This is a genomic window from Ectopseudomonas khazarica (assembly GCF_004521985.1).
Taxonomy (GTDB): domain Bacteria; phylum Pseudomonadota; class Gammaproteobacteria; order Pseudomonadales; family Pseudomonadaceae; genus Aquipseudomonas; species Aquipseudomonas khazarica.
The window spans coordinates 123,958-136,242 of the sequence record NZ_SBHZ01000008.1 but is presented as its reverse complement, the minus strand read 5'-3'; the positions used below and the strand labels follow the sequence as shown (position 1 = coordinate 136,242).

At 67.0% G+C, this 12,285-nt stretch carries 12 protein-coding genes; 8 read left to right on the top strand and 4 right to left on the bottom strand.

Annotated features, from left to right (window positions below; translation table 11 throughout):
• Positions 1-33: 33 nt before the first annotated feature.
• Entirely contained in the window at positions 34-1,008 is a 975-nt protein-coding gene (locus EPK82_RS12455) for a GlxA family transcriptional regulator (RefSeq protein WP_134676764.1), read from the top strand.
• Between the two features lie 191 nt (positions 1,009-1,199).
• Positions 1,200-2,549, top strand: coding sequence for a D-serine ammonia-lyase (dsdA, locus tag EPK82_RS12445; protein WP_134676763.1), 1,350 nt, complete (start codon positions 1,200-1,202; stop codon positions 2,547-2,549).
• 67 nt (positions 2,550-2,616) lie between these two features.
• Here dsdA and EPK82_RS12440 read toward each other — a convergent pair whose 3' ends face one another.
• Positions 2,617-4,140, bottom strand: a complete 1,524-nt coding sequence (locus EPK82_RS12440) for a fumarate hydratase (RefSeq protein ID WP_037048077.1) — start codon at positions 4,138-4,140, stop codon at positions 2,617-2,619.
• A gap of 300 nt (positions 4,141-4,440) precedes the next feature.
• Here EPK82_RS12440 and EPK82_RS12435 point away from each other — a divergent pair, with 300 nt between their 5' ends.
• The 4 genes from EPK82_RS12435 to EPK82_RS12420 all read left to right on the top strand — a co-directional run bounded on the left by EPK82_RS12435 (position 4,441) and on the right by EPK82_RS12420 (position 7,910).
• Positions 4,441-5,568 carry a GGDEF domain-containing protein gene (locus tag EPK82_RS12435; protein ID WP_037048075.1) on the top strand — a complete coding sequence of 376 codons (1,128 nt, stop codon included), beginning with the start codon at positions 4,441-4,443 and terminating at the stop codon, positions 5,566-5,568.
• Positions 5,561-6,499 carry an iron-sulfur-binding ferredoxin reductase gene (locus tag EPK82_RS12430; protein WP_134676762.1) on the top strand — a complete coding sequence of 313 codons (939 nt, stop codon included), beginning with the start codon at positions 5,561-5,563 and terminating at the stop codon, positions 6,497-6,499. The genes EPK82_RS12435 and EPK82_RS12430 overlap by 8 nt, the downstream gene beginning before the upstream one ends.
• Before the next feature lie 56 nt (positions 6,500-6,555).
• A complete protein-coding gene (locus EPK82_RS12425; protein ID WP_037048071.1) occupies positions 6,556-7,329 on the top strand; it encodes an enoyl-CoA hydratase in 774 nt (257 codons plus the stop codon).
• 113 nt (positions 7,330-7,442) lie between these two features.
• A complete protein-coding gene (locus tag EPK82_RS12420) occupies positions 7,443-7,910 on the top strand; it encodes a GNAT family N-acetyltransferase (RefSeq protein ID WP_134676761.1) in 468 nt (155 codons plus the stop codon).
• A 42-nt stretch (positions 7,911-7,952) separates the two neighbouring features.
• On the opposite strand, the gene pyk is transcribed toward EPK82_RS12420, so the two are convergent.
• From pyk to EPK82_RS12405, 3 genes are all read right to left on the bottom strand, one after another.
• A complete protein-coding gene (gene pyk / locus EPK82_RS12415) occupies positions 7,953-9,404 on the bottom strand; it encodes a pyruvate kinase (protein WP_047592946.1) in 1,452 nt (483 codons plus the stop codon).
• A 71-nt stretch (positions 9,405-9,475) separates the two neighbouring features.
• Positions 9,476-10,384: a universal stress protein gene (locus EPK82_RS12410; protein WP_134676760.1), complete on the bottom strand. Its 909-nt coding sequence runs from the start codon at positions 10,382-10,384 to the stop codon at positions 9,476-9,478.
• A 67-nt stretch (positions 10,385-10,451) separates the two neighbouring features.
• Positions 10,452-11,258 carry a tetratricopeptide repeat protein gene (locus tag EPK82_RS12405; protein WP_037048063.1) on the bottom strand — a complete coding sequence of 269 codons (807 nt, stop codon included), beginning with the start codon at positions 11,256-11,258 and terminating at the stop codon, positions 10,452-10,454.
• Between the two features lie 151 nt (positions 11,259-11,409).
• Here EPK82_RS12405 and EPK82_RS12400 point away from each other — a divergent pair, with 151 nt between their 5' ends.
• Together EPK82_RS12400 and EPK82_RS12395 are read left to right on the top strand one after the other, a co-directional pair.
• The gene (locus EPK82_RS12400) at positions 11,410-11,784 is read left to right on the top strand and encodes a tetratricopeptide repeat protein (protein ID WP_037048058.1); all 375 of its coding nucleotides are present in this window, start codon (positions 11,410-11,412) and stop codon (positions 11,782-11,784) included.
• Between the two features lie 73 nt (positions 11,785-11,857).
• Positions 11,858-12,280 (top strand): DUF4124 domain-containing protein, encoded by a 423-nt coding sequence (locus tag EPK82_RS12395; protein WP_037048055.1) that lies wholly within the window; start codon positions 11,858-11,860, stop codon positions 12,278-12,280.
• The last annotated feature ends 5 nt before the right edge of the window (positions 12,281-12,285 follow it).

The window sequence follows — 12,285 nt, the reverse complement described above, 5'->3', positions numbered from 1 at the left end:
GCGTGGCCGACAATTTGCGGGGAGAAACTGACAATGAGCGGGCGCTGCCTGGAAATCGGGTTGTTGCTGTATCCCGGCGTGCAACTGGCGGCGGTGTACGGGCTGGGCGACCTGTTCGCGGTGGCCAACCGCATGGCGGCCAGCCCGGAACGCGAAGGGCTGGGCCGCTTGCGGGTCAGTCACTGGCAGGCGGATGACGATGGCCAGGTCCGGCGGGTGTTCGACAGCCAGCCGCAGGCCGACGGCGCGCCGCAAGTGGTGGTGCTGCCACCCTGCCTGGATGCCGCTGCCGGCTACGTGCTGCACAGCGTCTACCGCGACTGGCTGGCGCGCCTGCACGGCTCGGGCGTGACCCTGGCGTCGGTCTGCGCCGGCGCCTTTCCCCTGGCTGCCGCCGGCCTGCTCGACGGCCGCACGGTGACCACCCACTGGGCGCTGGCGGGAGAGTTGGCGCAGCGATACCCCAAGGTGCGGGTGCTGCCCGAGCGCATGGTGGTCGACGATGGCGACCTGGTCACCGCCGGCGGGTTGATGGCCTGGACCGACCTGGGACTGGCGCTGGTGACGCGCCTGCTGGGGCCGACCATCGCCGCGGAAACCGCGCGCTATCTGGTGGTGGACCTGAACCGTGAATCGCAGCGCCAGTTCAGCAGCTTCGTGCCCAGTTTCGATCATGGCGACGCGGCGGTATTGAACGTCCAGCACTGGCTGCAGGGCCAGGCCATGGCCGATGCCAGCCTGAGCGGCATGGCTGAGCGCGCGGGCCTGGGCGAGCGTACGTTCCTGCGGCGCTTTCGTGCCGCCACGGGCCTGAAACCCACCGAGTATTGCCAGCAGGTGCGCGTGACCAGGGCGCGCGAGTTGCTGGAGTTCACCCGCCAGAGCATCGACCAGGTAGCCTGGCAGGTGGGTTATCGCGATGCGGGGGCGTTTCGCAAGGTGTTCACCCGCCTGGTGGGCGTGGCGCCGGGCGACTACCGGCGCCGCTTCGGCAGCGCGGCGCGCTAGAGCGAATCCTCGGCCGCCTTGCCGGCGGGGTTGGCGCGCGTCGGCATGGCGAGAGTCTCCGGTAGCACCTCGCGGGCGAAGACCTCGTGCAGGCCGCGCAGCCGTTCTGCAGGTCGTTCAGCGGCCTTTGCCAGATCGGCTCGGCCGTCGTCTAATGCCGGCTGTTCTCTGCCCTCGATGAGGAGTGCCCGATGATCCTTGGCAAGTCGCTCGCCCAATGGTGCGCGGAATACCCGCTGCTCGACGAGTTGATCGCGCTGCACGAAACCAGCTGGTTCAATCCGGGCGTGGCGCCTGTCGCGCAGGCACTGGCCGACGTCGGCTTGAGCGCTGCCGATGTGGCCGACGCCAGCGCACGGCTGCAGCGCTTCGCCCCTTATCTGGCGCGGGTGTTTCCGCAGACGGCAGGCAGTGGCGGCATCATCGAGTCGGACATCCTCGCCCTGCCGCGCATGCAGGCGTGGCTGAGCGAGCAGGGCGGCGGCGACGTCGGTGCGCTGTGGCTCAAGCGTGACAGTCATTTGCCGATCTCCGGCTCGATCAAGGCCCGTGGCGGCATCTACGAGGTGCTCAAGCACGCCGAGGAACTGGCCCTGGGCGCCGGGCTGCTCGGTCTCGACGACGATTACGCCTGTCTCGACAGTGACGAGCTGCGCGCCTTTTTCGGCGGTTACCAGGTGGCGGTCGGCTCCACCGGCAATCTCGGCCTGTCGATCGGCATCATCAGCGCGCGGCTGGGCTTCCAGGCCACGGTGCACATGTCCGCCGATGCCCGGCAATGGAAGAAGGACAAGCTGCGTGCCCATGGCGTGAGCGTGGTCGAGTACGCCAGCGACTACAGCGTCGCCGTGGAGCAGGGGCGGCGCCAGGCCGAGGGCGACCCGCGTTGCCACTTCGTCGACGACGAGAACTCCAGGCACCTGTTCCTCGGCTACGCCGTGGCCGGTGAGCGCCTCAAGCAGCAGCTGGCGGCCGCCAGCGTCGTGGTCGATGCCGAGCATCCCTTGTTCGTCTACCTGCCGTGCGGCGTCGGTGGAGGGCCGGGCGGCGTGGCCTTCGGCCTGAAGCTGGCGTTTGGCGATGCGGTGCACTGCCTGTTCGCCGAGCCGACGCATTCTCCGTGCATGCTGCTGGGCGTCTACAGCGGCCGGCATGACGAACTGGCGGTGCAGGATTTCGCTATCGACAACCGTACGGCGGCCGATGGCCTGGCGGTCGGCAGGCCGTCCGGTTTCGTCGGACGTGCGATGCAGCGCCTGATCGACGGCTATTACACGGTCAGCGACGATCAGCTGTTCCGCTACCTGGCGCTGCTGGAGGAGACCGAGGGGCAGCGCCTGGAACCTTCCGCCCTGGCTGGCATGCCGGGGCCGCTGCGCGTGCTGGATGAACGGCAGGGCTATCGCCAGCGCATGGGCCTCACGCCGCAGCGCATGGCCCGGGCGACTCACCTGGTCTGGGCCACCGGCGGCAGCATGGTGCCGGTGGCGGAGATGGACAGTTACCTGGCGCGCGGCCGGCAACTGCTACGGGACGCCTGAAAACGCAGAAGCCCGGCACGGGGCCGGGCTTCTCCTTGCAGCTTGCAGCGTATCGCTTGCGGCTGCCTTACTTCACTTCCACCGCCAGGCTTTCAGCGATCTTCTTGTTCCAGATCGCCGGGCCGGTGATGTGCACCGACTCGCCGTTGGTATCGACGGCGACGGTGACCGGCATGTCCTTGACCTCGAACTCGTAGATGGCTTCCATCCCCAGTTCGGGGAAGGCCAGCACCTTGGACTTCTTGATCGCCTGGGCCACGAGGTAAGCGGCACCACCGACAGCCATCAGGTACACGGCCTTGTTGTCCTTGATCGCGTCGATGGCGATCGGACCGCGCTCGGACTTGCCGATCATGCCCAGCAGGCCGGTCTGCTCGAGGATCTGACGGGTGAACTTGTCCATGCGTGTAGCGGTCGTCGGACCTGCCGGGCCCACCACTTCGTCACCGACCGGATCGACCGGGCCGACGTAGTAGATGAAGCGGCCTTTCAGGTCCACCGGCAGCGTTTCGCCCTTGTTCAGCATGTCGACCATGCGCTTGTGCGCGGCGTCGCGGCCGGTGAGCATCTTGCCGTTGAGCAGGATGGTCTCGCCCGGCTTCCAGCTCTGCACGTCTTCCGGGGTGATCTCGTCGAGGTTGACGCGGCGTGCGCTCGGGCCGGCTTCCCAGACGATTTCCGGGTAGGCGTCCAGATCCGGCGCTTCCAGCTCGGCAGGGCCGGAACCGTCGAGCACGAAGTGGGCGTGACGGGTGGCGGCGCAGTTGGGGATCATGCACACCGGCAGGCTGGCGGCGTGGGTCGGGTAGTCCATGATCTTGACGTCGAGCACGGTGGTCAGGCCGCCCAGGCCCTGGGCGCCGATGCCTAGCTGGTTGACCTTCTCGAACAGCTCCAGGCGCAGCTCTTCGATGCGGTTCTGCGGGCCGCGGGCCTGCAGTTCATGGATGTCGATGTGCTCCATCAGCACTTCCTTGGCCATGACCGCGGCTTTCTCGGCGGTGCCGCCGATGCCGATGCCGAGCATGCCCGGTGGGCACCAGCCGGCGCCCATGGTCGGCACGGTCTTCAGGACCCAGTCGACGATGGAGTCGGACGGGTTGAGCATGGCCATCTTCGACTTGTTCTCGGAGCCGCCGCCCTTGGCCGCGACGTCCACTTCCACCTTGTCACCGGGGACCAGCGAGTAGTGGATGACCGCCGGGGTGTTGTCCTTGGTGTTCTTCCTGCTACCTGCCGGGTCGGCCAGGATCGAAGCGCGCAGGACGTTTTCCGGCAGGTTGTAGGCGCGACGCACGCCTTCGTTGATCATGTCGTCGACGCTCATGGTGGCGCCGTCCCAGCGCACGTCCATGCCGACCTTGACGAACACGGTGACGATACCGGTGTCCTGGCAGATCGGGCGGTGACCAGTGGCGCACATGCGCGAGTTGATCAGGATCTGCGCCATGGAGTCCTTGGCGGCCGGCGACTCTTCCTTCAGGTAGGCCTCGTGCATGGCCTGGATGAAGTCAACGGGGTGGTAATAGGAGATGAACTGCAGCGCGTCGGCGACGCTCTGGATCAGGTCGTCCTGCTTGATCACGGTCATTGGGGCGCTCCTCTATCAGGGAACATCTATGAGCACGCGCCGGGTCATGACCCGGCGCGACGGCGAAAAGGGCATCTCAAAAAACACCTCGCCGGCGTGTTCTGCACGGCGGCAGTCCTGCGCGCGCAGCGCGGTGTTTTTTCGAGGTGCCCCGAAAAGGCGCGGCAGTATACCGCGACGGCCGCGACCGGCACAGCCGCCGAAGGTCGATGGCAAAGGCGGCGGGTGCTTGTCAGCGGCCTAGGATTTTTGTGATCACAGGGGTAGAGTAAGGCGATATGCCATTATGGGACGGAGCCCATGAGCCCAAGCACTCCTCGGGGAACGCAGCGCAGCCTGCAGAGCCTGTTGCTCAAACGCTTCGCCATGGCCTTCAGCACGTACGTGATGATGGCGCTCGTCTGTTGGTTTGCCGTGTTCAACGGCCTCTTCATCGGTTCCGTATCGACCGCGGCCTGGCTGACCCTGGGCGTCATGGGCAGCCAGCTGGTGTTTCTCTGGCTGTTTCTGTCCGGGCGCAACCTGCGTTTCGACGACCCCAGCCTGACCGAGGCTCAGGTGCTGGTGGCGCTGGCCTGGCAGCCACCGGTACTGGCCTTCTTCGACACTGCGCGTGGCGTCCTCATGGTCTTCTACGTGCTGATCCTGCTGTTCGGTGTGTTCCAGTTGCCGCCCCGGGTGTTCGTGCGCTGCGCGCTGTTCGCCTTCTTCGGCTTCACCGCGATGGTGCTGATCGAGGCCTACCGCATGCTGCTGGTGGACCCGAGCATGGCCTGGCTGCAGGTCTGGGTGCTGTTCATCCTGCTGGTCTGGCTATGCCTGTTCTCCAGCTACGTGCAGGCGATGCGCAAGCGGGTGCGTCAGCGTCGTTTTGCCCTGCAGGCGCACCAGGACACCCTGCGCGGGATGATGCGGCAGCTGGAGGACCTGGTGGCCACCGACGAACTCACCGGGCTGTTCAACCGCCGGCATTTCCTGCGCCTGGCCGCACGCGAGCTGGAGAACATGGGGCCCGGACGGCAGCATGGCCTGGCGCTGATCGATCTGGACCATTTCAAGCGAATCAACGATGCTCACGGTCACGCTGCCGGTGACCGGGTTCTGCAGACCTTCGCCGCAGTCGCCCGCGCCTGTCTGCGTGATGGTGATGTCATTGCCCGCTACGGCGGTGAGGAGTTCGTCCTGTTGTTGCCCAATACCGATGCCGATCAGTTCACGGCCTGCTGCGAGCGTCTGCGCGAGGCCTTCGCCAGCGCCGAGCCGGTTGGCGTGGTGGTCGACAACCTGAGCCTTTCCGCCGGCATGACCCTGCTGCTCGCCGGGGACGAACTCGATGAAGCCCTGCAGCGCGCCGACCAGGCGCTCTACCAGGCCAAGCGCGGTGGCCGCAACCGTTGCGATGCCAGCTGGGAGCGTGCGGGTGCCTGAGCTGCGCGTGGGGGATCGGCAGTTGCAGGTCGCTGGCCAGAGCAATCTTCTCGACGCGCTGCTCGGTGGCGGTGTGGCGGTGCCCTACAGCTGCCGCGCGGGCAGTTGCCATGCCTGCATGGTGCGTTGCCTGAGCGGGGAACCGCTGGATCGTCGGCCGGAGGCGCTGGCCTCGGACAAGCGTGCGCAGGGCTGGCGCCTGGCCTGCCAGTGCCAGGTGGTGGGCGATCTCGAGGTGGAGCCCTTCGATCCGCAGCGCGATGGTCTGGCGGCCAGGGTCGTTGCGCTCGACTGGCCGAGCCCGCAGGTCCTGCGCCTGCGCCTCGAACCGGCCAGGCCGCTGCGCTATCGCCCCGGCCAACACCTGGTGCTCTGGACCGAGCAAGGGGTGGCGCGTCCCTATTCGCTGGCCAGCGTGCCCGGCGAGGACGACTGGCTGGAGTTCCACATCGACTGCCGCCTGTCTGGCGCCTTCTGCGACGCAGCCCGTCGGCTGCAACTCGGCGATGGCCTGAGGCTGGGGGAGCTGCGTGGCGGGGCGCTGCACTACGATGCCGACTGGCAGGCACGGCCACTCTGGCTGCTGGCCGCCGGCACCGGGCTGGCGCCGTTGTACGGCGTGTTGCGAGAGGCGCTGCGCGAGCAGCACCAGGGGGCTATCCGCCTGCTGCACGTGGCGCACGAGGCGGCCGAACACTACCTGGCTGACGAGTTGCAGGCACTGGCGCAACAGCATGCGAATCTGCAGGTCAGCCTGGTGACGGCGGCGCAGTTGCCGGCTGCTTTGGCCGAACTGCGCCTTGTTTCGCGGCAGACCCTCGCCTTACTCTGCGGCCATCCTGAGACGGTCGAAAGCTTCTCGCGGCGCCTCTACATGGCCGGTCTGCCGCGCAGCCAGATGCTTGCCGACGTCTTCCTACCCCGCGCCTGACGTGTACGCCGCCGCCTCCGGCCTGCAGCACGCCAGCCAAGGCCCCGGAGCATTGCATGAACGAACATCTGCATATCGAACGTGATGGCGGTCTGTTGACCCTGCGCATGCAGCGCCCGGACAAGAAGAATGCCCTGACCCGCGCCATGTACGCCGGCATGGCCGAGGTGCTGGACGCAGCCGAGCGCGACGCCAGCGTGCGCGTGGTGCTGCTGACCGGTGGCGAGACCTGCTTCACCAGTGGCAACGACGTCGCCGATTTCATCCAGGCGCCGCCCACCGGTCTGAACAGCGAAGTCTTCCAGTTCATGCGCGCCCTGTTCGATTTCAGCAAGCCGGTGGTCGCCGCCGTGGCCGGGCCTGCGGTCGGCATCGGCACCACCCTGTTGCTACATTGCGACCTGGTCTACGTCAGTGGCGATGCGCAGTTGAAGATGCCCTTCGTCAACCTTGGGCTGTGCCCCGAGTATGGCTCCAGCCTGATCCTGCCGCGCCTGCTGGGCCATGCGCGGGCGGCCGAGCTGCTGCTGCTTGGCCAGGGCTTCAGCGGGGAGCAGGCGGCCGCCTGGGGCATTGCCAATCAGGCGCTCGACGGTGGCGCGGCGACCCTGCGTGCGGCGCATGAGGCGGCGCTGCGTTTTCTCGATCTGGCCCCTTCGGCAGTCGCCGACAGCAAGCGCCTGATGCGTGCACCGGGGCGCGAAGAGCTGCGCAAGGTGATCGAGGAGGAGGGCGCACTGTTCGGCCAGCGCCTGCGTTCGCCCGAGGCCATCGAGGCGCTGTCGGCATTCATGCAACGCAGAAAGCCGGATTTCTCCCGGTTCGCCTGAGGCCCCTGGCCGGAGCACCGGCCCTGCTTGCCCCTGGCGTCGACGCGCCGGCTTCCCGAGAATGGTCGACCGTACGGCATGCGCCGTGATCGACCCGCCTTGAGGACGCGTACATGACAGACCTGGTGATCCGCGAAGCAGCCCCGGAGCAGGTGCCGCTCGAACTGCTGTTGCTGGCCGACCCGAACGAAAGCAAGGTGCGCGCCTATCTGCCCGGCTGCCGTTGCTTCATCGCCGTGCAGAACGAGCAGATACTGGGTGCCTGCGCGGTTACCCGGCCTGTGCACGGGGTGGCGGAGCTGATGAGCATCGCTGTCTGCGCACGCCAGCAGCGCAGTGGTGTCGGCAGTCGATTGCTGCGGGCGGTGATCGATGCCGTGCGCGATTGCGGCGCCCGTGCGCTGGAGGTCGGAACCGGCAGCTTCGGCTACCAGCTGGCGTTCTATCAGCGCCAGGGTTTTCGCGTCACGGCCATCGACCGTGATTTCTTCGTGCGCCATTACCCGCAGCCGATCCACGAGGAAGGCATCCAGCTGCGGGACATGCTGCGGCTGACGCTGGAGTTTGCCGAACAGGCATGAAAAAGGCCGCTCGATGAGCGGCCTTTCCGGTTCAGCTGCGGGTCACACCATCTGATCGCCGACGTGGAGGATCTTCATGGTGTTGGTGCCGCCAGTGCCATGGTAGCTGTCGCCCTTGGTCAGGATGACCCAGTCGCCCGGTTCCACCACGCCACGCTTGAGCAGCTCGTCCACGGCGGCCTGGCTGACCTTGTTGGCCGGCAGCGAGGCGGGGTCGAACGGCACGGTGTAGACGCCGCGGAACAGCGCCACGCGAGCCTGGGTGTCGCGGTGCGGGGTGAAGGCGAAGATCGGGATGTGCGAGCGGATGCGCGACATGATCAGCGGGCTGTAGCCGCTCTCGGTCAGGCTGATGATGGCCTTGACGCCGGGGAAGTGGTTGGCGGTGTACATGGTCGCCAGGGCCACGCTCTCGTCGCAGCGCTCGAAGGTACGGCCCAGGCGGTGGCTGGATTTCTGGCTGGTGGGGTGCTTCTCGGCACCCAGGCAGACGCGGGCCATGGCCTGCACGGCTTCCACCGGGTATTCGCCGGCGGCGCTCTCGGCCGACAGCATCACCGCATCGGTGTAGTCCAGCGCGGCGTTGGCCACGTCGGACACTTCGGCGCGGGTCGGCATCGGGCTGTGGATCATCGACTCCATCATCTGCGTGGCGGTGATCACCGCTTTGTTCAGGCGACGGGCGTGGGCGATGATCTTCTTCTGGATGCCGACCAGTTCGGCGTCGCCGATTTCCACGGCGAGGTCGCCACGGGCCACCATCACCGCGTCACTGGCGCGGATCAGGCCGTCGAGGGCTTCGTCGTCGGCCACCGCTTCGGCGCGCTCGATCTTGGCCACCAGCCAGGCGCTGCCGCCGGCTTCGCTCAGCAGGCGACGGGCGTATTCCATGTCGGCAGCGTCACGCGGGAAGGACACGGCCAGGTAGTCCAGCTCCATTTCGGCGGCGACCTTGATGTCGGCCTTGTCCTTGTCGGTCAGGGCAGGGGCGGTGAGGCCGCCGCCACGGCGGTTGATGCCCTTGTTGTCGGACAGCGGGCCGCCGATCAGCACGCGGCAGTGCAGTTCGTCGGCACCCTTGAGTTCGACGCGCATGACCACGCGACCGTCATCGAGCAGCAGGTCGTCACCGACGTCGCAGTCCTGGATCAGCGCCGGGTAGTCGATACCGACCACGTCTTGGTTGCCGGCGGTGCGCGAGTGGCTGGAGGACAGGCGGAACAGGTCGCCATCCTTCAGTTCGATACGCTTGTTCTCGAACTTGGCGATGCGGATCTTCGGCCCTTGCAGGTCGCCGAGCAGGGCGACGTGACGACCGTGCTTGGCCGCCAGTTCACGGACCAGGGCAGCGCGCGCCTTGTGGTCATCCGGCGTGCCGTGGGAGAAGTTCAGGCGGGCCACGTCGAGGCCGGCGATGATCAGTTGCTCCAGCACTTCCGGCGAGCTGCTGGCCGGGCCCAGGGTGGCGACGATTTTGGTGCGGCGAAAGGTCATGCACGAACTCCCTAGTGAACGATGTCGGGGAGGCTACTACGGCGCCAGGCTGTAGTCATTGTTCCTGTGCACTACCCTTTGCCTGCCGGCTTGATCACCAGCAAGTCGCATTCGACCCGCTCCAGCACCCGTTCCGCCGTGTGACCGATCAGCAGGCTGTCCAAATGCCCACGGGCGATGGCGCCCATCAGCAGCAGACCGATATTGTGCTCGCGCACGAACTGCGGGATGACCTCTTCGGCGAAACCGTCCAGCAGGTGGGCGTGCCCGGGGTCGATGGCGTGCCGAGCGATCAGTGCATCGAACGCCTGGCGATGCTCGTGATGGCACTGGGTCACGTAGTCTTCATATTCCTGCGCTACTTCGGCGTCGAACATCAGCGAACGCGGCAGCGGGGCCTGGGCATGCAGATAGTGGGCGTCCAGGCCCAGCCGGGCCTGCAGTGCCTGGCTGGTGGCGATCAACTGATGGTCGAGGGCGGCGGGCTTGTCGGCGCTGTGCAGAGGGTCGAGCGCGACGCACAGGTTGCTGCCTCGCGGCGCGGCGTCGTGCACCAGCCACAACGGCACCGGGCAGCGGCGGATCAGCTGCCAGCTGGCATCGCCGAACAGCAGGCGGCGCAGGGCGTTGCCAGGGTGTGCCGAGGTGAACAGGATGTCCGGTTGCAGCACGGCGACGCGGGCGAGGATCTCCTCATGGCGGTGTTTGCTCCAGCGCACGTCCACCTCGATCTTGAGGCCTTCCCGACTCAGGTGGGCGACGCTGGCCAGCAGGTCGGCATGGCGCTGCTGCACGAGGGTGTCGCGGATGCGCTGGAACAGGTGGCCGTCGAGCAGGCCGCCGTCGAGTTTCGGGTGGTAGTCGACCTGCAGCAGGTGCAACTCGGCCCCGGTCTGCCGGGCCAGCTCGGCGGCGCGCAGCAGGGCGGGCTGTTCTGCGTGTTCGGTGTCGATGACGACCAGCAGTCTTTGCAGTTTCATGGCAGCGTCCTCGGCCTGGGTGTCCTGACATTACAGACCCTGGCGCGGCGAACGGCATTGATGTGGGTCAGCGCGCGCCCGGATTCAGGGCCAGGTCGAGGTGGCGGGCGGCCTTGGCGTTCAGCTCGCCTTCGGGGAACTGCACCAGCAGGCGACGCAGGTAGGCGATGGCCTTGTCCCGGTTGGCGGCCGGGTTGTCCGGCGCCATGTGCATCAGGGCCAGCTGGTACAGCGCCTTCTCCTTGATGTCGGCGGGGACGTGCGGGTCCGCCAGGCCCAGCATGTAGAGTTGCTCGGCCTCGTCGACCCGGCCCTTGAGCACGGCGCGGCGCGACAGCAGGGTCATGTCCGGATCGAGGCTGGGCTTGTACAGGTCGAGGTTCTGGCTGGGCTGCCAGTGCGCCAGCAGCTCGCGCGATGTCTGCTGGATAGGCGCGTCCTCGCGCTGGCGGATCGTCTCGATACGCTGCTCGGCGCGATTGGCCGCCTGGCTGGCGGGAAATTCGTTGAGCACCCGGTAGAAGTAATTGAGGGCCTTGGCGTCGTCGCGCTGCTCGTTGAAGCGGTTCATGTAGATCAGACCGATCTGGTACAGGGCGATGGCGCGTACCTCGTCACTCAGCTGGCGGTCACGGTAGCCCTCCAGATACAGTGCTTCGGCCTTGTCGCTATGGGCGTCGCGAATGGCCAGGGCGCTGTAGGTCAGCAGGTCGCCTTCGTCCTCGATGGCCGCTGTCATGCGCTTGGTCTTCAGGGCCTTGTACTCGACCACCTCGTTGGTGGTGACCTGGGCGATGAACAGCGGGGTGGTCGGTGCGCAGGCACTCAGCAGGCAGGCGCCGACGGCGAGGGAAATCAGGCGAACGAACAGCATGCAGGCTCCTTGGCCGGAACGGGCCGATGTCGCGCAGTCTAGTCAGGGCGCTGGGCAGCGCCAAGGCGATGGCGGCAAAACCCATCGGAGGTTTGTCGCTGTTCAGTTTTTCCGGCGCCTGTCGATACACTGCACATCGGAGGAATTACCCATGCGAACCCTGATCATCCTGGCCGTGGCGCTGCTGGCCGCCGGCTGCACCCGTGTGTCGCTCGACCACCACCTGAACAACGCCTACCGCGCGTACCATGAGGGTGACTGCTCGCGCGTCGAACTCGAACTGTCACAGGCCGAGCGCAAGAGTCGTTCGCGCACCTACCTGCAGCCGGAAATCTCCCTGCTGCGCGGGCAGTGCCTGGAGCGCGAGAGCCTGTTCGTCGACGCGGCGCAGACCTACCAGTTCATCATCGGCCGCTACCCGGCCAGCGAGTATGCCTACCGTGCCCGTGCACGCCTGCAGACGCTCGAGCAGCTTGGCCACTACAATCCGGCCGCGCCCGCCAAGGCCAGCCCGGCGGCGCTGTGAGCCATCGGTCGCGGGTCATTTCGTCGAGCTGCCGCGCGGTATAAGCTGGCGCATGTACCTCTGGAGGATGGCCATGCGCCGCTTGCTGTTGATCGCTGCTCTGCTACCGGCCCTGGCCACGGCGGAGATCTATCGCTGGACCGATGAGCAGGGCCAGGTGCACTTCGGCCAGCGCCCCGTCGCGGGCGCCGAGAGGGTCGAGGTGAAGCCGCAGGTCGTCGAGCGCGACGCGCAGACGCGCGAGCGTGAGGCGCGTAGCCAGCGCTTCTACGACGCCCGGCGCGACGAGCAGCAGCAGGCTGCCGCCGCAGCGGCCAACCAGCGCCAGGAACGGGCCAGCGAATGCCGTGATTTACAGCGCCGCCTGGCACAGATCCCGGAAGGTTTCTCCTACTACCGCACCGATGCCAATGGCGAGCGCATTTACTACAGTGATGAAGAGACGGATACCGCTCGTCGCCAGCTGCGCGATCGCATCGCCGAACGTTGCGGCTAGGGCTG

Excerpts from the sequence above, each read along its gene's own strand:
- EPK82_RS12455 (WP_134676764.1), top strand. The coding sequence starts at position 34 with ATGAGCGGGCGCTGCCTGGAAATCGGGTTGTTGCTGTATCCCGGCGTG.
- dsdA (WP_134676763.1), top strand. The coding sequence starts at position 1,200 with ATGATCCTTGGCAAGTCGCTCGCCCAATGGTGCGCGGAATACCCGCTG.
- EPK82_RS12440 (WP_037048077.1), bottom strand. The coding sequence starts at position 4,140 with ATGACCGTGATCAAGCAGGACGACCTGATCCAGAGCGTCGCCGACGCG.
- EPK82_RS12435 (WP_037048075.1), top strand. The coding sequence starts at position 4,441 with ATGAGCCCAAGCACTCCTCGGGGAACGCAGCGCAGCCTGCAGAGCCTG.
- EPK82_RS12425 (WP_037048071.1), top strand. The coding sequence starts at position 6,556 with ATGAACGAACATCTGCATATCGAACGTGATGGCGGTCTGTTGACCCTG.
- EPK82_RS12420 (WP_134676761.1), top strand. The coding sequence starts at position 7,443 with ATGACAGACCTGGTGATCCGCGAAGCAGCCCCGGAGCAGGTGCCGCTC.
- pyk (WP_047592946.1), bottom strand. The coding sequence starts at position 9,404 with ATGACCTTTCGCCGCACCAAAATCGTCGCCACCCTGGGCCCGGCCAGC.
- EPK82_RS12410 (WP_134676760.1), bottom strand. The coding sequence starts at position 10,384 with ATGAAACTGCAAAGACTGCTGGTCGTCATCGACACCGAACACGCAGAA.
- EPK82_RS12405 (WP_037048063.1), bottom strand. The coding sequence starts at position 11,258 with ATGCTGTTCGTTCGCCTGATTTCCCTCGCCGTCGGCGCCTGCCTGCTG.
- EPK82_RS12400 (WP_037048058.1), top strand. The coding sequence starts at position 11,410 with ATGCGAACCCTGATCATCCTGGCCGTGGCGCTGCTGGCCGCCGGCTGC.
- EPK82_RS12395 (WP_037048055.1), top strand. The coding sequence starts at position 11,858 with ATGCGCCGCTTGCTGTTGATCGCTGCTCTGCTACCGGCCCTGGCCACG.